This is a genomic window from Serratia sp. TSA_7, from assembly GCF_052692135.1.
In genome coordinates, this window is sequence record NZ_JBQZFU010000004.1 from 250,417 (window position 1) to 269,363 (window position 18,947).

At 57.0% G+C, this 18,947-nt stretch carries 21 protein-coding genes; 11 read left to right on the top strand and 10 right to left on the bottom strand.

The genetic code is table 11. The features are described from left to right. Positions 1-5: 5 nt before the first annotated feature. Positions 6-1,196 (top strand): multidrug effflux MFS transporter, encoded by a 1,191-nt coding sequence (locus ACUTQW_RS16255; protein ID WP_062869908.1) that lies wholly within the window; start codon positions 6-8, stop codon positions 1,194-1,196. Between the two features lie 68 nt (positions 1,197-1,264). On the opposite strand, the gene cspE is transcribed toward ACUTQW_RS16255, so the two are convergent. Beyond that, a complete protein-coding gene (gene cspE / locus ACUTQW_RS16260) occupies positions 1,265-1,474 on the bottom strand; it encodes a transcription antiterminator/RNA stability regulator CspE (protein WP_002210315.1) in 210 nt (69 codons plus the stop codon). Between the two features lie 345 nt (positions 1,475-1,819). Here cspE and ACUTQW_RS16265 point away from each other — a divergent pair, with 345 nt between their 5' ends. From ACUTQW_RS16265 to ACUTQW_RS16285, 5 genes are all read left to right on the top strand, one after another. Then, positions 1,820-2,983 carry a M20 peptidase aminoacylase family protein gene (locus tag ACUTQW_RS16265; protein WP_006324065.1) on the top strand — a complete coding sequence of 388 codons (1,164 nt, stop codon included), beginning with the start codon at positions 1,820-1,822 and terminating at the stop codon, positions 2,981-2,983. A gap of 197 nt (positions 2,984-3,180) precedes the next feature. Continuing rightward, on the top strand, positions 3,181-4,506 hold the full coding sequence (locus ACUTQW_RS16270) for an LLM class flavin-dependent oxidoreductase (protein WP_445654892.1): 1,326 nt from the start codon (positions 3,181-3,183) through the stop codon (positions 4,504-4,506). A 132-nt stretch (positions 4,507-4,638) separates the two neighbouring features. Next, a complete protein-coding gene (locus ACUTQW_RS16275) occupies positions 4,639-5,166 on the top strand; it encodes a GNAT family N-acetyltransferase (protein WP_445654893.1) in 528 nt (175 codons plus the stop codon). A gap of 40 nt (positions 5,167-5,206) precedes the next feature. Continuing rightward, a complete protein-coding gene (locus ACUTQW_RS16280) occupies positions 5,207-6,094 on the top strand; it encodes an amino acid ABC transporter permease (RefSeq protein ID WP_006324063.1) in 888 nt (295 codons plus the stop codon). An 8-nt stretch (positions 6,095-6,102) separates the two neighbouring features. After that, complete coding sequence (locus ACUTQW_RS16285; RefSeq protein WP_006324062.1) at positions 6,103-6,930, top strand: amino acid ABC transporter ATP-binding protein; 828 nt, start codon at positions 6,103-6,105, stop codon at positions 6,928-6,930. 34 nt (positions 6,931-6,964) lie between these two features. On the opposite strand, the gene ACUTQW_RS16290 is transcribed toward ACUTQW_RS16285, so the two are convergent. Beyond that, positions 6,965-7,477, bottom strand: a complete 513-nt coding sequence (locus ACUTQW_RS16290; protein ID WP_006324061.1) for a VOC family protein — start codon at positions 7,475-7,477, stop codon at positions 6,965-6,967. Between the two features lie 166 nt (positions 7,478-7,643). Here ACUTQW_RS16290 and ACUTQW_RS16295 point away from each other — a divergent pair, with 166 nt between their 5' ends. Both ACUTQW_RS16295 and ACUTQW_RS16300 read left to right on the top strand, forming a co-directional pair. Continuing rightward, positions 7,644-8,123 (top strand): cold-shock protein, encoded by a 480-nt coding sequence (locus tag ACUTQW_RS16295; RefSeq protein WP_020438622.1) that lies wholly within the window; start codon positions 7,644-7,646, stop codon positions 8,121-8,123. 171 nt (positions 8,124-8,294) lie between these two features. Beyond that, positions 8,295-8,456 carry a YnfU family zinc-binding protein gene (locus ACUTQW_RS16300; protein ID WP_006324059.1) on the top strand — a complete coding sequence of 54 codons (162 nt, stop codon included), beginning with the start codon at positions 8,295-8,297 and terminating at the stop codon, positions 8,454-8,456. 5 nt (positions 8,457-8,461) lie between these two features. Here the strand turns inward: ACUTQW_RS16300 and ACUTQW_RS16305 are convergent, their stop codons facing one another. The 3 genes from ACUTQW_RS16305 to ACUTQW_RS16315 form a co-directional block, all read right to left on the bottom strand. After that, complete coding sequence (locus ACUTQW_RS16305; RefSeq protein WP_006324058.1) at positions 8,462-9,910, bottom strand: GGDEF domain-containing protein; 1,449 nt, start codon at positions 9,908-9,910, stop codon at positions 8,462-8,464. Positions 9,911-10,540: 630 nt separating this feature from the next. Further along, positions 10,541-11,092, bottom strand: coding sequence for a flavodoxin family protein (locus ACUTQW_RS16310; RefSeq protein WP_004949530.1), 552 nt, complete (start codon positions 11,090-11,092; stop codon positions 10,541-10,543). Positions 11,093-11,222: 130 nt separating this feature from the next. Next, positions 11,223-12,134, bottom strand: coding sequence for a LysR family transcriptional regulator (locus tag ACUTQW_RS16315; protein WP_122289294.1), 912 nt, complete (start codon positions 12,132-12,134; stop codon positions 11,223-11,225). A 97-nt stretch (positions 12,135-12,231) separates the two neighbouring features. Here ACUTQW_RS16315 and ACUTQW_RS16320 point away from each other — a divergent pair, with 97 nt between their 5' ends. Continuing rightward, positions 12,232-13,296 carry an aldo/keto reductase gene (locus ACUTQW_RS16320; protein WP_325987071.1) on the top strand — a complete coding sequence of 355 codons (1,065 nt, stop codon included), beginning with the start codon at positions 12,232-12,234 and terminating at the stop codon, positions 13,294-13,296. A gap of 169 nt (positions 13,297-13,465) precedes the next feature. Next, a complete protein-coding gene (locus ACUTQW_RS16325) occupies positions 13,466-13,771 on the top strand; it encodes a YnfU family zinc-binding protein (protein WP_037432362.1) in 306 nt (101 codons plus the stop codon). A gap of 66 nt (positions 13,772-13,837) precedes the next feature. On the opposite strand, the gene ACUTQW_RS16330 is transcribed toward ACUTQW_RS16325, so the two are convergent. Both ACUTQW_RS16330 and ACUTQW_RS16335 read right to left on the bottom strand, forming a co-directional pair. Beyond that, a complete protein-coding gene (locus tag ACUTQW_RS16330) occupies positions 13,838-15,382 on the bottom strand; it encodes a glycosyltransferase family 39 protein (RefSeq protein WP_037430375.1) in 1,545 nt (514 codons plus the stop codon). Between the two features lie 77 nt (positions 15,383-15,459). Next, the gene (locus ACUTQW_RS16335; protein WP_208905171.1) at positions 15,460-15,618 is read right to left on the bottom strand and encodes a hypothetical protein; all 159 of its coding nucleotides are present in this window, start codon (positions 15,616-15,618) and stop codon (positions 15,460-15,462) included. Between ACUTQW_RS16335 and ACUTQW_RS16340 the strand changes: the two genes are divergently transcribed. Continuing rightward, complete coding sequence (locus tag ACUTQW_RS16340; RefSeq protein ID WP_208904713.1) at positions 15,592-15,696, top strand: helix-turn-helix domain-containing protein; 105 nt, start codon at positions 15,592-15,594, stop codon at positions 15,694-15,696. The two genes, ACUTQW_RS16335 and ACUTQW_RS16340, sit on opposite strands and share 27 nt — an antisense overlap. Before the next feature lie 87 nt (positions 15,697-15,783). Here the strand turns inward: ACUTQW_RS16340 and ACUTQW_RS16345 are convergent, their stop codons facing one another. From ACUTQW_RS16345 to ACUTQW_RS16355, 3 genes are read right to left on the bottom strand one after another with little or no spacing between them, the layout of a single operon-like run. After that, positions 15,784-16,701 (bottom strand): alpha/beta fold hydrolase, encoded by a 918-nt coding sequence (locus ACUTQW_RS16345; protein ID WP_445654894.1) that lies wholly within the window; start codon positions 16,699-16,701, stop codon positions 15,784-15,786. 26 nt (positions 16,702-16,727) lie between these two features. Continuing rightward, positions 16,728-17,882, bottom strand: coding sequence for an alkane 1-monooxygenase (locus ACUTQW_RS16350; RefSeq protein WP_445654895.1), 1,155 nt, complete (start codon positions 17,880-17,882; stop codon positions 16,728-16,730). After that, entirely contained in the window at positions 17,876-18,946 is a 1,071-nt protein-coding gene (locus tag ACUTQW_RS16355) for a 2Fe-2S iron-sulfur cluster-binding protein (protein ID WP_445654896.1), read from the bottom strand. The genes ACUTQW_RS16350 and ACUTQW_RS16355 overlap by 7 nt, the downstream gene beginning before the upstream one ends. Position 18,947 lies beyond the last annotated feature (1 nt).

An 18,947-nucleotide genomic window follows, 5' to 3' on the forward strand; every position in this document is an offset into this window, starting at 1 on the left:
TTCCCATGACCAGACACTTATCCAGACAACGTCTGGTGTACGCGGTGGTGCTTGGCCTGCTGGCCGCACTGGGGCCGCTGTGCACCGATCTCTACCTGCCCGCCCTGCCGGAAATGGCCGGCGAGTTGAATACGTCCACCGCCACGGCGCAGCTCAGCCTGACTGCCGGCCTGCTTGGGCTGGGCGTCGGCCAACTGATTTTTGGCCCCTTCAGCGACAAGCTAGGCCGCATGCGGCCGCTGCTGCTGTCGCTGGTGCTGTTGCTGGCCGCCTCTCTGTGGTGCGCGCTGGCGCCAAATATCGACCAATTGCTGATCGCCCGCCTGTTGCAGGGGCTGGCCGGTGCCGGCGGTGCGGTGATTTCTCGTGCCATCGCGCGCGATCTCTATGCCGGACATGAATTGACGCGCTTCTTCGCTCTGCTGATGCTGGTTAACGGCCTGGCGCCGATTATTGCGCCGGTGCTGGGCGGCGCCATGCTGCAATTGATGGACTGGCGCGGGATTTTCGGCGTACTGGCGGCCATTGCCGTGCTGCTGTTTACCCTTTCAAGCCTTAAGCTGCGCGAATCGTTGCCCGTGGAACGCCGCAGCCAGGGTGGCATTTTGGCCATGCTGATGTCGCTGGGCGGGTTACTGACCCAGCGCCAGTTTATGGGCCTGTGCCTGACGCAGGGGTTCGTCATGGCCGGGATGTTCGCCTACATCGGCGCATCTCCCTTCGTATTGCAGCAGATTTATGGCCTCAGCCCGCAAATGTTCAGCCTGTGCTTTGCCGTTAACGGCGTCGGTTTGATTATTTCCGCGCAGCTTGCCAGCCGTCTGAGCGCACGCTGGGGGGAAAGGCTAGTGCTGAAAGGCGGCTTGACATTAGCGGCCGTCGCCTCGCTGCTGTTGCTGCTGGCAGGTAGCCTCCACGCACCGCTGGCGCTGCTGATGGTACCGCTGTTCTTCTCAGTGGCCGTGATCGGCATTGTCGGCCCTACGGCGTCATCATTGGCGATGCAAAGCCAGGGCGACAAAGCTGGCAGCGCCTCGGCGTTGATCGGCGTGTGCATGTTCGCGCTCGGCGCGTGCAGCGTGCCTATTACCGGGCTGGGCGGCACTTCCAGCGTGTCGATGGCGCTGACCATTGTCGGCTGTTACGCCATTGCCATCGTGCTGTTCACCCTGCTGGTGCGCAAACCTCAGGCGTAAGGCACCGTAAAAAGGGCAATAAAAAACCCGCTCAGGGAGCGGGTTTTAAGAATTTCGGCTACTGTAGCTTAGATAGCGATAACGTTAGCAGCAGATGGCCCTTTGGCACCGTTCGTGATTTCAAATTCTACACGCTGGCCTTCAGCAAGAGTTTTGAAACCATTGCTAGCGATGGCAGAGAAGTGAACGAAAACGTCCTTGCTACCATCTTCCGGGGTAATGAAACCGAAGCCTTTGGATTCATTAAACCACTTAACGCTACCTTTAATCTTAGACATCAAACTTACCTTTAACGTGAATGTAAGACACTAAACCTGTGTCCAGTACAGTACAGCAATTAGACCGGATTTTGTCCACAACCTGGATCACATAAAACCGATAAAGAGTGAAAAAATCGGTATCGCCCACTGTAAATCTCTTGCACCGCTGGTTGTAACCAGTCTTGACAGCTCAATGCTCTTTAATCTCCATCGAACAACGGCCGAACGCCTGTTTCAGCCCCGGCAGCGTTCGTTGACAGCGTGATGCAGACATAATCGCTATGAAATATAACCAGATAGTCTTTTTGCTTCCGGGCGAGCTGCACTAGGGTTAGAGCTTATCAACCACTGTGAGCCAAGACTATGACCAGCCAACTGGCCGAGAAGATCGTCGCCTACCGCCGTGAACTGCATCAGAACCCTGAGCTGTCCAACCACGAGTTTGCCACTACCGCCCGCCTCACCCGTTGGCTGGAAGAGGCGGGTATCCGTATTCTGCCGCTGGGCCTGAAGACCGGCGTGGTCGCCGAAATCGGCAGCGGCAAAGGCCCGATCATTGCGCTGCGCGGCGATATTGACGCCCTGCCGATAGAAGAAATCTCCGGCGTTCCCTTCAGTTCGCAAAATAGCGGCGTCATGCACGCCTGCGGGCATGATTTTCATACCTCGGTGATGCTCGGCGCAGCGCATTTGCTGAAAGCGCGCGAAGCCACCCTGCCCGGCACGGTACGTATTTTCTTCCAACCGGCAGAGGAAACCTTTAACGGTGCCCAGCATCTGATCGACGCCGGTGCGCTGGATAACGTGGCTGCTGTATTCGGCCTGCATAATGCGCCGGAGCTGCCGACCGGCACCTTCGCCACCCGCGCCGGGGCATTTTACGCCAACGTCGATCGCTTCCAGATCCTGATCACCGGCAAAGGCGCGCATGCCGCCAAACCGGAGCAAGGCGTAGACACCATCGTCACCGCCAGCCAAATCGTCAACGCGTTGCAAACCCTGCCCAGCCGCAGCTTTAGCTCGCTGGAGTCGCTGGTGGTGAGCGTGACGCGCATCGAGGGTGGCAACACCTGGAACGTATTGCCGCAGACCGTGGAACTGGAAGGTACGGTGCGAACCCACAACGAGAAAGTCCGCCATCAGGTCCCGGACAAAATCCGCCAGGTGATTAACGGCGTAGCCGCATCGCTTGGCGCGCAGGCGGAACTGCGCTGGCAGCCAGGCCCACCGGCGGTGGTCAACGACGCGCGCTGGGCGGCCTTCAGCAAAACCGTCGCCGCCGAAGCCGGTTATCGGGTAGAAGAAGCGGATCTGCAAATGGGCGGCGAGGATTTCGCGCTTTATCTGCACCATGTCCCAGGCGCTTTCGTCAGTATCGGTTCAGCCAGTGAGTTCGGTTTACACCACCCGCGCTTTAACCCGGATGAACAGGCGATCTTCCCGGCCTCGCAATATTTCGAGCTACTCGCTGAGCGCACGCTGCAACAATTAGCCACCGCGCCGGAAAAAATCACCAGCAAGGCGTAAAACTCCCCTCATTATTATTTCGCGGCGCAGCCTCTTCTGCGCTGCGATTTATTATTTTCCCGTTATCCATACACGCCACGATATTTGCTATTTCAACATTTGAATATGCTGTTTTGTTGTTTTACATCCTGAGAACGCTCATCAATAGTGGGAGCTCGACAGATAGCGCCACAGCGGCACTTAACAGGGTGAAAGCAATGAGCAACAATGCGAAAAACAAACGGCAATTGCGTCTTGGCGCCATTTTGCATGGCGCATCGGGAAATATGTCTGCCTGGCGGCATCCGGATGCCACCGCCGACGCCAGCATTAATCTCGATTTTAATATTGCCACGGCGAAAAAAGCCGAACAGGGTAAATTGGATTTCGTGTTTGTTGCCGACGGCTTATATATCAATGAGAAATCCATTCCGCATTTCCTTAACCGTTTTGAACCCCTGACCCTGCTTGCCGCCCTGTCCGCCGCCACCGACAAAATCGGGCTGGTGGGCACGTTGTCCACCTCATACAGCGATCCCTTTACCGTCGCGCGCCAGTTCGCCAGCCTGGATCACCTGAGCAAAGGCCGGGCGGGCTGGAACGTGGTGACGTCGCCGCTGGAAGGGTCGGCAAAGAATTTCTCGCGCACCGAACACCCGGAGCACAGCCTGCGTTATCGCATCGCCAGCGAGTATCTCGATGTCACCAAAGGGCTGTGGGACTCGTGGGAAAGTGACGCCTTTGTGCGGGACAAAAACAGCGGCGAATTTTTCAGCGCCGGCAAGCTGCATACCCTGAACCATCAGGGGGAATTCTTCTCGGTACAAGGGCCGCTGAATATCGGCCGTACGCCGCAGGGCCGCCCGATCTTGTTCCAGGCCGGTGCGTCGGAAGACGGCAAGCAGTTGGCGGCCAAACACGCCGATGCCATTTTCACCCACCATGAAACCCAACAGTTGGCGCAGGCGTTTTATCAGGACGTAAAAAACCAACTGGTGGAACAGGGCCGCGAGCCGGACGATCTGCGAATCTTCCAGGGCGTCAGCGTGATCGTCGGCGACGACAATGAAGACGTGGAACGCCAATATTGGGAAACCGCACGTCTGGTCAGCATCGAGAACGCTCTCAACTACCTTGGCCGCTATTTCGAGCATTATGACTTTTCCCGCCATCCGCTGGATGAGCCCTTCCCGGACATCGGCGATTTAGGGCAAAACAGCTTCCGCAGCACCACCGATGCCATCAAACGCAACGCCCGCGAACGTAATCTGACGCTGCGCGAAGTGGCGTTGGAAGCCGCCTCGCCGCGCCCGGTGTTCGGCGGCACGCCGGAGGCGGTAGCGGACGGTCTGCAAAACTGGTTCGACACCCAGGCCGCCGACGGTTTCATCATCAGCGGCGGCACGCCGAACTCCTTCGGCCACTTTATTGATCGCGTGGTGCCCATCCTGCAGCAACGCGGCCTGTTCCGCAGCGATTACAGCGGCGACACACTGCGCGACCACCTTGGCCTGAAGCAGCCGCTGAACCAATTTACCCAATAACAATAATATTTTTTCAGGGATATTCCGCTATGCAAAACACCGTTACCGGCTCCGGCATCCATGTAAAAGCCATCAATCCCCGTCGCCACGTGGCGAAAAATCAGCAAGGTCTGGGCGACTAGGAGCATACCGATGGCAAACGACGTCTTTATCCAAACGCTGCCGGACGACCCATTGGTCGAGCCGGTGATTGAAGGGCTGTTCGGCGAGTACCGTCAGCGCTACGGCGATTATTTTGGTGACCAGGAACAAGAAGCGCTGGATCTGTACGCCCCGCCACAGGGCGCGTTTATCGTGCTGCTGCGCGCCGGGGAGCCGATCGCCATGGGCGCGTTCAAACGCTACGATCCGCACACCGCAGAGCTGAAACGTATCTGGACGCGAACCGATCTGCGTCGCCAGGGGTTGGCGCAAAAGGTCTTGCAGCAACTGGAAACGCTGGCAAGAGAACAGGGTTACCGCCAGCTCTACCTGACCACCGGTTTTCGCCAGCCGGAGGCGGTGGGCCTGTATCTGAGCAACGGCTATCAGCCGCAGTTCGATCCCACCGTCGACAGTGAAGTTTACAGCCGCCCGCCCTACGACGGCCGGTTGCCGTTTCGCAAAAGCCTGATAACAGCAGACGCACTCTGTTGCGCACAGGAAAGGAAGATTGCCTAGGGGCCGGTCCCCTCCCTTTATCTGTTTCAGGAGCAATAAGATGTCCAAACAAGAAGTGTTAAAAGTGGTTCCCGCACGCTATCCGCTGCGGCTGGTGGGCGCACTGTTTTCGGTGTTTATTCTGGCGGCGATCGTCCAGTCGGTGGCAGTCAACGAGCGCTGGGAATGGGGGGTATTCGCCGAGTGGTTCTTTGCGCCGGCGGTGCTTTCCGGCCTGGGGCAAACCCTGCTGCTGACGCTGCTCGGCACGCTGTTCAGTATTATTTTCGGTACCTTGCTGGCGCTGGCGCGGTTGTCGCGCTCTTATCTGTTGGCTTCGCTGGCCTGGGGCTATATCTGGCTGTTCCGTTCGCTGCCGCTGATTCTGGTTCTGATCATCTTGTATAACTTCTCTTACCTGTATGACTCCATCTCGCTGGGCATTCCCTTTACCTCGCTGGTGTTCGCCAGCTACCCGACCATCGATATCCTCAGCCAGTTTTCCGTCGCGGTCCTGGGGCTAACCCTGGTGCAATCGGCCTATACCGCAGAAATCATCCGCGGCGGCATTCTCGGGGTGGAATACGGCCAGCATGAGGCCGCAGCGGCGCTCGGTCTGCCGGGCTATCGCCGCACTTTCCGCATCATTTTGCCGCAGGCGCTGCGCTCAATCGTTCCGACCGGTTTCAACGAGATCATCAGTCTGGCAAAGGGCACCTCGATCGTTTACGTGCTGGCGTTGCCGGAGCTGTTTTACACCATTCAGGTCATCTATAACCGCACGCAGCAGGTAATACCGCTGCTGATGGTCGCGACCGTCTGGTACCTGTTCATCACCACCGCGCTGTCGGTGATCCAATACTACATTGAACGCTATTTTGCCCGCGGCGCAGTACGCGAGTTGCCGCCGTCACCCTGGCAGAAACTGGCCGGCTGGATAAAACGTTAGGAGGATTTATGTCCGAAGCTATTGATTATTATGCCCTGCGCGAAGCGCCGGTGCGCAACATCGTTCCGGTACCGGCACGCGGCCTGATTGAAATCAGCAACGTGAGCAAATTTTTCGGCAAGCACAAGGCGCTCGACGACGTCAGCCTGACGCTGCGGCCGGGCACGGTCACGGTGATCCTCGGGCCGTCCGGCTCTGGCAAATCCACCCTGCTGCGCGCCATCAACCACCTGGAGCGCGTCGATGAAGGCTTTATCCGCATCGACGGCGACTACGTCGGCTACCGGCGTAAAGGCGACAAACTGTATGAACTGAAAGAGAACGCGATTCTCAAGCAGCGTATCAACGTCGGCTACGTGTTCCAAAACTTTAACCTGTTCCCGCATCTGACGGTGCTGGAGAACATCATTGAAGCGCCGGTGGTACATAAGATTTATTCGCGCGCTCAGGCAAAAGAAGTCGCCTATCAGCTGCTGGATACCGTCGGCCTGCGCCACAAGGCCGACGCTTATCCGCGCCACCTGTCCGGCGGCCAGCAGCAACGCATTGCCATTGCGCGTGCGCTGGCGTTGAACCCGAAGGTCATTTTGTTTGACGAACCCACCTCGGCGCTCGATCCGGAGCTGGTCGGCGAAGTGCTGGACGTGATTAAAGGGCTGGCGGACTTGGGCGTGACGCTGGTGGTGGTCACCCATGAGATTGGCTTTGCGCGTGAAGCGGCGGATCAGATTGTGTTTATGGTCGACGGCCAGGTCGTCGAACAGGGCAACGCCCGGCAGGTGCTGAACCATCCGCAGCACCAGCGCACCATTAACTTCCTCAACAAAGTTCTGTGACTCACGGGGCGCAACCGCGCCCCGCCCGATAATCTTAAGCCTCAGCAGCGAAGCGGCGTTTTTCGGCGGCGAAATCCAGCGGCTTGATGCCGCGCTGGTTGCGATCCTGCTCGGTCAGCAGCGCCGGCGGGATAAACCAGGTCACTTCAAACAATAGCCCGTCCGGATCGTGGCCATAGATGCTCTTGTGCACGCCGTGATCCTCCTCCAGCCCGAGGATGCCGCGCTGCGCCAATTGATCGCGAATGCGTTCGAGCTCATCCAGGCTATCGACTTCCCAGGCCAGATGGTACAGCCCGGCCGGTGGTTCGTTTTCCGCCGGCGGTTCGCCGTTGGCGCGAAACACTCCGGCGCGCTGTTGCCCAAGATTTTTGCTGAACAGCGCCAGATCGTGATCGTTATCCGAATCGGCCGCCTGGGTAAACACCGCTTTGTCGGGGCTGCCAGAAGGTTTTAGCTTGAACCCCAGCACCTGATGATAAAACTCCGCGCTTTGCTGCACATCGCTGACATACAGCACCGCGTGATTAAGCCGTTTAATTCCCATCGATTTTCCCTTTCCGCATTGAATAAAGTCAGCTTGAAAATAGCATGTGTCCGGAACCCCGCTAAATGCCGTTATCGCATTATCAAAACCGGTGCGCGTAACCTGTCACTGCAAGGCATTCCGCGCTATCATATGCACTGTATTGATCGACTTTATGAGAATGATGATGAACGGCAAAATAACGACTTTTTTTGAAGACAAAGGCTTCGGCTTTATTACCGATGAGAACGGGGAAAATCGTTATTTTCACGTGATTAAAGTGCAAAACCCGGAGCTGATTAAGAAAAACGCGGCGGTGACCTTCGAACCGACCAACAACACCAAAGGCCCTTCGGCGTATGCGGTCAAGGTGCAGGCGGCGAGCAAATACATCATCATCGCCAACGAAAGAATCAAGATCACCAGCATCAAATCTTTCAACACTTTCACCAAAGAAGTGCCGGTGAAAGCGGACGTGGACAAAGAAAATACCGTGCTGTCGGTGGGCCTGCTGATGAACCGCATCCGCCCGCAGTCCGAAGACGCGCCGCAAACCATGCAGACACTGCGCATGCTGACCATCACCACGTTCCAGAACGCGACCCATACCTTCTCCGAGCAGGAGATCGACATGGATGAAACGCTGAAAGTGCTGAAAAGCCTGTAATCACGGCCCAGCGCCTATCCCTGCCCCTTATCGGGCGCTATCTGCTTCGCCCGCCTTCGTCGGGACGAATATATTCGCGCCCTACTAATGGGGGCGCGTATAAAAAACATTCGAAGCAATTTTATATCACCTGTGTTAGCGTGGGTTTTCACCTGACACAGGCCGTGCTATATGACTGATTCCAGCAGCGTTAAAGGCTTTATCAATCGTTCCACCAACATCGCCTGCCCCAAATGCGCCTACGTCACCAGCCAAAAATGCGCGACGCTACGGCAAAACGTTCTGCTTATCTGCCCGAACTGCGGTACCCGGTTTGAACCCAGGCAGAACTGAAACGCTTATTTGAACACTATGTGCCCAACGCTGTTGCCACTCACCGCGTTAAACGACTCCACGCGATTGCGCCCCTGCGACTTGGCGCGATAAAGCGCGATGTCCGCCATATTCATCAGCTGTGCCAGCGACTTCACTTCGTTCATCGCCAGGCTGGCGACACCCACACTGATGGTCACTTTCAGCGGCGCTTTGCCTCCGGGATACAGGTCGGTTTTTTGCACCAGTTGCCGTAAATGCTCCGCCAATGCCACCCCCTGCGCCGCCAGCGCGCGCGGCAGCATAATCGCAAAATCTTCCCCGCCCAAGCGACCAAACAGCTGATCGTGGCGCAGTTCGCGCCGGACAATATGAGCGAAGGTAGCCAGTGCCTGATCGCCGACTTCGTGGCCGTGAGTGTCGTTAATGAGTTTAAAATGATCGATATCAATCAGCAGCAGCGATACCGCCTCTTTCGACTTATATTTGTGCTCCAGCAGTTCACCGGCCTTTCGCGTCAGCGCACTGCGCGCCAGCACCCCGGTCAGGAAATCGTGATTGGCGCTGTGCTCCAGCCGGCGCATCAGCTTGCGGTTAACGGCTATCGAACTGGCGAGGATCAGCGGCCCCATGACCAGCATGGCAATCCCCAACCGGGCCGACATCAGGGTATCGAGGAACGCGTTGTGGTTGTTCGGTGTTTCATACAGCATCAGGTTGGCGGAGATGCTGCTGATTTCGGTCATACCGGTCAACAGCGTCAGCAAGGTCACGGTGAACAGCTGGTAGCGGACCGCACACCACAGCAGCGCCGGGATAGGGAAGGCAATCGCCCCCGGGCCACCGATGTACACGCTGAATATCAGGGAAAACAGCAGCGCCAGCAGCGGCATGCCGGCACGCAGCGGCCAGTTGAACTGCATACGCAACAGCTGCTTCAGCCGCGGTGCCGCCAGGAACACCGGCAACAGCAACAGGTTGGTGGAGAACTGTTCGCTGAACCACGCCAGCCAGGCGGTGATCACCGTATTATTGTACAGGCTGTCACTGCGCAGTATCGACAGGGTCGACGCCACCGCCGCACCACTCAGGCTGGCGGTAAACATATAAAGTATCGCCTGAGGCTTGCCCATTCTGCGCTGCGACTGCGGCAACAGCAGCATCACGCCATAACCGGTGGCAATCAGCGACATATTGCAGGCGTTCAACCACATGACCAAAGGTAGCGCTTCGCCGGTCGTCAAATCGGCGGCAATCATGCCAAGGTAGGTGGTTAGCCAGCCCAGCGGCGTGGCATAAGCGGGTTTGCGCAATAGCAGGCCGAGTAAAATCGCATTCACCGGCCAAAACAGGGAAAGGGATCCGATCGGACGAGTAAATATACCCAACAAGGAAAGCAAAAACGCCAGCAGAAAAAGAGTGATCAGCTGGAGGGTAACGGGCAAGCCATGTTTGGCGTTTATTCTGGCGTTCATCACCTTACCCATAAATTCATAATAACCAGAGCAATTATCTGCATATTCCCTCGCCCGGCATGATAAGGAGGACAAAAAACCCGTTCTCAACCAGTAAATACAGATGATTCAAAAACAAAGAGACATTCATTTTTATTTAGCAGAACGTTCTTAACTCCACAGCTCGTCGCCGCAACCTGGAGTGAACGCATTCACGCAAAACCGAAGAAAAATGTTCGGCGATATCTACCAGCATAGCCTAAGCCGCCATCGATCCGCATCAGCATAAAGCCACAATAATAAAATGGGTATTTGTCGTTTACCCTATTGTGCCTGCGATTATTTTCCAGCAAGTCACCCGGAAGCGCAATTAGAACCGGAAACATAAAAAAAACCCGCAGAGCGGGCTCGCTTGAAGAGCAGCAAATTGACAGTTACGGCACAGCCATTGTCTGCCTGTGCCGTTATTCACTATATAGCCGGAAGCTTAAGCGGACCTTAACAACAAAAAACCCGGTCTAGGAACCGGGAATATTTGTACGAAATGCAGTGTTAGCCCAAGCAGGCTAATAACATTTCTCAGTTTACACGCCAAATGTGCAGAAAAAATGAACGGCGCGATATCCCCACCGAACGCGATGGGGAATGGGATCACGCCAGTTTGGCGGCAATGCTCGCGACGCGCTGACCATACAATTTGGCGGTTTCCAAATCCCCCGACAGCATTTCATCTACGCCGGCATCGGCAGGTGTCTGTACCAGCAGGCCGACAGATCCGCCCAGATTGTTCACATCGGTACGCTGCGCCGCTTTGCTGTTGGCCGGTGGCAGCCCCAGGCTGACCCACAGGCCTCCGTGCTGTGAAGCCAGCGTTTGCAGGGCGATCAGCGTGACCTGCTTGTCGCCGTTCAGGCTGGCGCTGTTGGTGAAACCGCCGAACACCTTGTCTTGCCATTTGCGAGTGAACCAGGCTTTTGAGCTGGCGTCGGCAAATTTCTTGAACTGCCACGACGGGCCGCCCATGTAGGTCGGCGAACCAAAGATGATGGCGTCGGCCTCATCCAGTTTCTGCCAGGCTTCTTCGCTGATATTGCCGTCTTGATCGATAGCGATCAGCTCAGCTTCTGCGCCTTCGGCAACAATGTTCGCCAAACGCTCGGTGTGGCCGTAGCCGGAATGAAAAATCACCACTGTCTTCGCCATAAGGAACTCCCAGGTAGTTACATTGGGGTGCCGGCGGCACCCTTAAATACGCTGATCCAATCTACTCAAGCGGCCCCAAGGTGAATACCCAATTTATCTGACGGAGTTATTCAAAAAAACCGCGTGGCATTTACACCCCGGCCACCTGCGCGCCCTGCTGCCGGGCGAAATCAATAAATGCGCGTAGTGGACGCGGCATTTGTCGGTTGGCGGGGTAGTAAAGGTAAAAACCGGGAAAAGGCGGCGTCCAGGCATCCAACAGCGGCACCAGCCGACCGTCGGCCAGCGCGGCGGCCACTTGATGCTCGAACAGGTAAGCGATGCCCACGCTGTCCAGCGCCGCCCGCACCAGGATCTCCGGTTCGTCGACGATCACCGGCCCTTCCACCGCGATATCCAGCGTTTCACCGTCGCGCTCGAATTCCCAGCGGTAAAGATTGCCATTGGTTGGCCAGCGAAAATTCAGGCAAAGATGTTGGCGCAGCTCGCGCGGCGCCTGCGGTTGGCCATGACGAGCCAGATACGCCGGGGAGGCGACTACCCGCATCCGAAGGTCTCCGCCAAGCTTGATCGCCACCATGTCCTTTTCCAGCTTCTCGTGCAGACGCACGCCGGCATCGAAACCGCCGGCGACAATGTCCACCAGCCGGTCTTCCACGTTGAGATCGAGGAGGATATCCGGGTACTGCCGGTGAAAAGGCGCGATCAACGGCGCCAGAAAATGCATGGCGGCGATCCGCGTAACATTGAGCCGCAAACGCCCGGTGGGCTGCTGGCGTTGGTTGACCGCCTGTTCCACCGCCGCATCGATTTCGGCGATAGCCGGCAACAGGCGCGCCAACATCTGCGCCCCGGCGTCGGTGGGTGCCACGCTGCGGGTGGTGCGGTTCAGCAGCCGCAACCCCAGGCGGCTTTCCAGATTGCGCAGCGTCTGACTCAGCGCTGAAGCGGTCATGCCCAGGTGCACGGCTGCGCGGGCGAAGCTGCCGTGTTCAACAATGGCGGCAAAAGCGCGCAATTCTGCAAATTCACTTCCTCTCATTATGCCTCCATCACTTAATAATTCATGAAGATTATAGCGTATTCTGTGAAGAGCCCGCCGGGTCTATCTTGAAATCAACATCAACAGGAGAACGCCCATGAACACATCCTTATCGCTGGACAGTTACCGCCTGCTGGGCCGCTCCGGCCTGCGCGTCTCGCCGCTGGCGCTTGGCACCATGACCTTCGGCGCCGACTGGGGTTGGGGAGCGGAACAGGTCGAGGCCCGCCGCCTGTTCGACGCCTATGTCGACCACGGCGGCAACTTTATCGATACCGCCAACCGCTATACCGAAGGCAGCGCCGAACGCTTTGTCGGCGAATTCGCCACCGGCCGCCGCGATCGTCTGGTGATCGCCACCAAATACACCTTGCCGATGCAACCCGATAACCCGAACTCCGGCGGCAATCACCGCAAAAGCATGGTGCGCTCGGTGGAGGATAGCCTGCGGCGCCTGAATACCGACTATATCGACCTGCTCTATCTGCACGCCTGGGACTACACCACCCCGGTGGAAGAAATCATGCGCGCGATGGACGATCTGGTGCGTGCCGGCAAGGTGCTGTACCTGGCGGTATCGGATCTCCCGGCCTGGCAGGCCGCCAGAATGCAGATGCTGGCGGATTTGCGTGGCTGGTCGCCTCTTATTGGCCTGCAGGTCGAATACAGCCTGCTGGAACGTACGGTGGAGCGCGAATTGATTCCGATGGCGCAAGAGCTGGGGCTGGGCGTGATCCCCTGGTCGCCGCTTGCGGGCGGTGTGCTGAGCGGCAAATACCGGCGGCAGGATCTGCAACCGGAGGGGGATGAAACAGGTACCCGACGCGAGGTCGTGCGTACCAAGGGAACGCTGACCGCCCACAACCTCGACATTGCCGATGCCGTGAGCGATATCGCCCGCGAAGCCGGTTACACGCCCGCTCAAGTGGCGTTGGCCTGGACGCTGCGCAATCCGGCGGTGAGCGCGCCGATTATCGGCGCACGCACGCTGACGCAACTGGATGACAACCTCGGTGCGCTGGAGGTCAGGTTGGCGGACGATCGCTGGCAACGTCTGGATGCGCTCAGCGCGATTGAATTGGGCTTCCCGCATGATTTTCTGACGCTGTCGACCACCCGCAACATCATGTTCGGCGGCCTGAACATCGCCGGGCGCAGATAAAAAAAAATCCCGCACGAGGCGGGATAAACTTAACAGGGATGGGGTAATACACTACAGGGACTAACACACAACATCATCGGGTAGGGTTACCTTACCAATCCCTATGTATAGAACTGTCATTCCTGCGTAAGGTTGCTCCGGCAGATGTAACACCGGATGGAAATGTGACATGTTGACCGTGGCGCCGGCGCTCAGGGATGGGCATAGCGCCTTATCCACCTCACACAACCGATTAATAAATAATCGATTCAGGGCTATTGAGAACGCCGGGTGGTATACTGATAACCCCTACATCTACCCGGTGAAAGATATGTCTATCTTTGATGCCCTTAAGATGTTCAGCGCCACATCCGTGAAAGTGACTTGCCCAAAATGCGCTTACGCTTCCGAGCAAAGCAGCAGCAAGATGCGCAAAAATATCACCATGATCTGCCCTAAATGCGGGCATTATTTCCGCCCTGGAGAAGAAAAGTAATTTTTCCCGTCAATGCACCCGCGGAGTGGTGTCGTTGGCGGCTATCAAAGCCGCTGCCCTCGGCTTTCACCTGCCTGATTTAACGATAAACAGCCGCGATTCGAACCCGCCGCTTTTAAAGGTGCTGGTGTTGGCCCATCCCGGCGGCAACCGCCCAAAATCCTGATTAAAATCGCCGCCGCTGACCAACCACACCCGACGATGTGGCCCCACCAGGGCGTTGAGATTATCGACATAGGTCTGCGCCGCCCGATCGTGGAAAAAAGTGCCAAAACCATAGGCATTGGGTTTTCCGGAAATACCGTTGGGCCTGACCGGCGTATACAGCAACGCGCGATGCCCTTTTTCGTTGTAATAAACATAACTCAGATAATTGAACATATTGCTGACGACAACGGCATCATCAGGTTGATAGCCACTGTTGATATAGCGCACCATCTCCTTAAACTCATCTTTCTCCGGCGGATAATCATTGCGCAACCCGCTGCCAAACAGCAGGCTAACCAGCAACAACAATAAAATTCTGTGCGCCTTTTTTTCGTTTTCAGTAATTAACAGGGCCAGGATGATCGGAATGCCTAATGAGGAGAAAAATAAATAACGGTCGACGAATAACGGCGTTCGGAACGAAATAATAAACAGCAGAGTAACGGGGATAAATACGCTGCAAAGCAACAGCAGAAGGTATTTTCTTTCCCCTCCCCGCCCCATCAGCCACAGGCATGACAACCCGGTGAAGCACACCGGCAACAGCCAAAAAATGATCGCGGGATAACCTCTGCCATCATTCCCGGTGAATAACCGCCAATACATGGCGGGAAGATCGCTCCACACAACCTGGGGGATCCAACCAACATCCCCGCCCACTTTCAGCTCCGCAATATGATCCAGCAAGTTCACCAACACCAGCAGCCAGGGGATATAGGCCAATCCTATAGCCAAATTGGCCAGCCACCATGCCGGTTGCTTGAGATAACGTTGAGGCTCATCACGCCGGCAGGACAGCGCCAACAGCACGATCCAGTGCGTCATCAAGGCAAAAATGGTGAAGTAATGCGTATAAAAACTCAGCGTCATCAATAACGCATAAACCGCCAAATAACGGCGGTTAGCGGGGGCCTTTAACCACATCACCAGCGCCAGGGTAGCGGCGATCGTCAACATGCCCATCAGCGCATACATACGCGCTTCCTGGCTGTAACGCACTGCCATCGGCATCATCGCCATCAGGCTGCCGGCCAGCAGTGCCGCCCGTTCATTGGCGACCTTGCGCGTCAGCTTTATGGCCAGCGCGACCGTAATAACGCCAAACAGCAGGCTGAGAGAACGGACAGCCAAAATGCTATCGCCGAACAGCAGCATCCAGCCACGCAGCAGCAGATAATAAAGCGGAGGATGGACGTCAAAAGAAGCATGGTACAGCAGCGCCGAGACGTCATAACGGCTGGTCAGCACGCTGGAGGCCTCGTCACACCAAAGGTATCTGCCGGTTAAAGAAATAAACCGGATCCCGGCGGCAAACATCAGGATCAGATAGACGCAACGCCGGTAGCCAATGCTTTTTAGCGCCTTGCCGGCCAGGGGTTTAGTAGAGATCTGTTGCAGAGACATAACCGCATTCCGCCGGGTTGTTCCACACAGTGTGGAGACGTGGCGATCATCATTACCGCGCTTAGGTAAATGGCAGCTCAATCATCACCAAAATAAGCCAACGCCGCTTTAACCGCCGCAAGGGAGGCTTCATTTTGATGCTGATTAATCGGGGGACGTTTTCTTAGTTCTTCAACGCTGGTAAACGCCCTTGGTACAAAGGTGAATGGATGATTGCCGAAGCCGTCGGCGTCCATCTCGCCGAGATCTGGCCTAGCCAATATAATGATGACGCCGGGTTGCTGCTGGACAGGAAGGCGAGGATCCGGCTCTGAAGATGTGCGGGGTTTGCCCCGCGCGGGAACCCGACAGCCATTATCCCAGGCTATCGGGCAATCCCGCCCCGACAAGAATAGCGCCGGTTAAGGTTGAAGCGGAGCCAGATGCGCCAGCACCAGATCTATGCCCTCCCCCGGGCGGCGCAACGGGTTATGCCCCAGCCCCTGGGTCTTCACCAGACAGGCGGTGGGCCAGGCTTGGGCCAGGCATTCTGCTTCCACTTCCAGGACGATATCGTCGGCGCTGTCGTGGATGATTAATGCCGGTTGTTCAATCTGCCGCAACCCTTCATAGGCGTTAAAGCGCTGCCAAACGGCATCCCCAATGCCAAAGTAACGCTCAATGTAACCCCGTAAACGTTGCTGTTGGCGCGCCGGTAAATTGAGGATAGAAGCATACTTGGTCACCAGGCCGCTAAAGTGCGTGGGGGCGCCGACAATCACCAAGGCTTTGGTACGCAGCCCGGCTTTCACCGCGTTGATCGCCGACAGGCCACCGAAGGAGTGGGCCACAATCGCGTCAAACCCGCCCTCTTGCCGCTCCAGTCGCTGAATGATTTCGATAAACTCGACAATGCTGCTCTGGTCGCCTTCCGCATCCCCGTGTGCCGGTGCGTCAAAGCCGACAACCTGGAAACCCCGTTCCACCAATATCTGAATCAAACGTGAGAAATGCGATGCCCGCGACTCCCAACCGTGCGCCAACAGCACCTTTGGCCCCTGTTGCCCCCAGTGGTACACCACCGCCTGCTTATCGTTGCTCAGGGTGATGTACGTAATGCTGCTCGCCATGCCCATCGTCTGTTTATCGCTTTCACGCGTCGGGACGCGGCGTGGGGTGAAAAAGCGTTTGCCAAGGTAGGCGGCCGTTGGGCCAGGCACCACAAAATCCATCAACCGGATACCCACTTTAATGCAGGATACGGCCGGTGAGCGCATATAAGCCGGCCCACGATACTGCCGGTAGGCTTGTTCGATAAGTTGGTCAAAGTGTTCGCTCATTGTACTCTCCAGAATCGCGGGGGACGTTAGACTTGCGCGGGCGCATCTTGCGCCGCTTGACGCTTATCGAGCTGCCGAATAAGGGCCCTTTCCGCATCCGTGGCGACATGCCGATCCCAATACGCCAGCTTTGCTTCCATGCGTTTAAACCACAGTGGCGGTACCAACGCATACAGGATATGCGCCACGTAACCATGATCGATCCCCACCGCATAGCTGTGCGCTTGCAGCCGCCAGAACTCCCGACGTGGATTCGTGTGGTGATCCGAGTGGCGCGTCAGATTCAACAGGCCGGCAGAAGATGCCTGGTTGTTGCAATCCCAGCTGTGGCGTGGCTCAACGCGGGTATTGGGAACCCGGATTAAGCCGTAATGCTGGATATAGTTGACGGTTTCAAACAAGAACTTGGAGACCAGCATGGCCACCAGGCAAGCGAGTAATCCACGCCCCCCTGCCGCCGCATAACAAGCCGCCAGGATCGTCAGGCTCATGATAACGCTGCGAATCACCCTATTGCCCAGCGTAATACTCCGCTTGCCCTGGCCTTTTAGCCGTTGCTGTTCCACCTGCCACGACTCGCGGTACTGCGACAGGGACGAGCGGATAAAGAAACGGTAAACATGCTCGCCACGGCGTGCCGTCGCCCCATCGGCGTACGTCGCCACATTGGGGTGATGCGAGTACACATGGGAGATAGAAAACTGCGCGTCCGCAACCAATGCCAGTAACCAGCGCCCGACGGTCATCGCCAACCAGCTCTGGGTTTTGTGGATAAGCTCATGAGCCACCACCGTGTTGGTACTCAGCGTATAGCCGGTGGACACGGCAGCCAGCAGCAATTCCGGCATTCGCATACCGTGCAAGGCCGGGACATCCCACCCCGTCGCCGCCGAGATCCCCGCCCCAAACCCCAGCACATCGCCCGGTGCCGCCTGCCAGATCAACGTAAACAACGCCAGCAGGGCAGCGGGAAGTTGCAGGTAGGGGATCAGCGCCAGAAGAGCGGTGAAGCGATAGTGGTGATCGGCAGTATCTACCGGGGTCACATTATCAAAGATCAAATAACTCAAGGATACGCACAGCATGGCGGCCAGTATCCACCCGCCGCCGAGCAAGTTGGCCGCCGCCGTCATGGGTAAAAACACCAGTGGCACCAGGGCGAATCTTAGGTAACTCAACATACTAACTCCTTATTGTTCGAGATTTTTTCCTCGGCGCCGGCGGGAGAAAAACAGTCCGTCTGGATATGTCGCGCCATCACCCCGGTGGCAAGCAGCCCCCGTTGGCACGCCTGCGCCAGCCCTGGGTTACCGCAGATCATCGCCCGCCAGCCGTGAGCCTCCAGCCGGTATTTTTGGTACGGATAGAGGCTGCGCCACTCTTCCAGCCAGGATGTAAAGCGCCCCACAAGTTCGTGCTGTTTCCCCTCATTCTCTTGCGACAACGCATGCAAGTAGTGGAAGCCTTCATGCTGTTGTTGCAACCGCTGCAGTTCGGCAACGTCAAACTTGTCCTGCCGCTTGCGAATGGCATGCACCAGCATTACCGCCCGATAGGGATTACGCGCCAGAGCCGCACGAACCAGCCCCAACGTGGTCCCTAAACCTGAGCCGCTGGCTATGGCCAGCAATGGCCCTTTCCCGTCATCGACTTGCCCAAACCGCCCGCTACAGCCAGACACCCACAAGGTGTGCCCGACGCTGCCCGGATTGCATAAAAGGGGGGAAACGAGCCCCTGCTCTCTCAGCGTGACATCCACGACAATCTCCCGCGCGTTACTGGGCCAGCTCACCGAGTAACTGCGGACATCGGTGCCCGGTTGGTGGCAAAGCTGCAAAAATTGCCCGGGCAGGAAAGGCATAGCCTGCTCAGGCGACAGGATGATCCGCCACACCCTGCTTGAGAGAGGCGTCGCCTGTTTTATCTGAGCCGGCACCCAGTTTGTCGCTACCGCAGCCGGCATCAGGGTTAAATCAGACTGGGGCAGGCACTGGCAGGCCAACACATGGCCGGCCGCAATGTCTTCGGCACTGAGCAAATAGCCGAGATCCACCAGCGAACGCACTTTACCGCTGACCACCCGGCACAAGCAGGATTTGCAAGACCCCACCTGGCAGTTATAAGGCAACGCCACGCCGGCTTTCAGCGCGCTTTCCAGCACCGTTTCCCCTGCAGCCAAGGTGAAAGCTTTCCCCTCCAGCACCCCTTGAAAGGTGCTGCGGCGCGAGAACCATCTCTTCAGCATG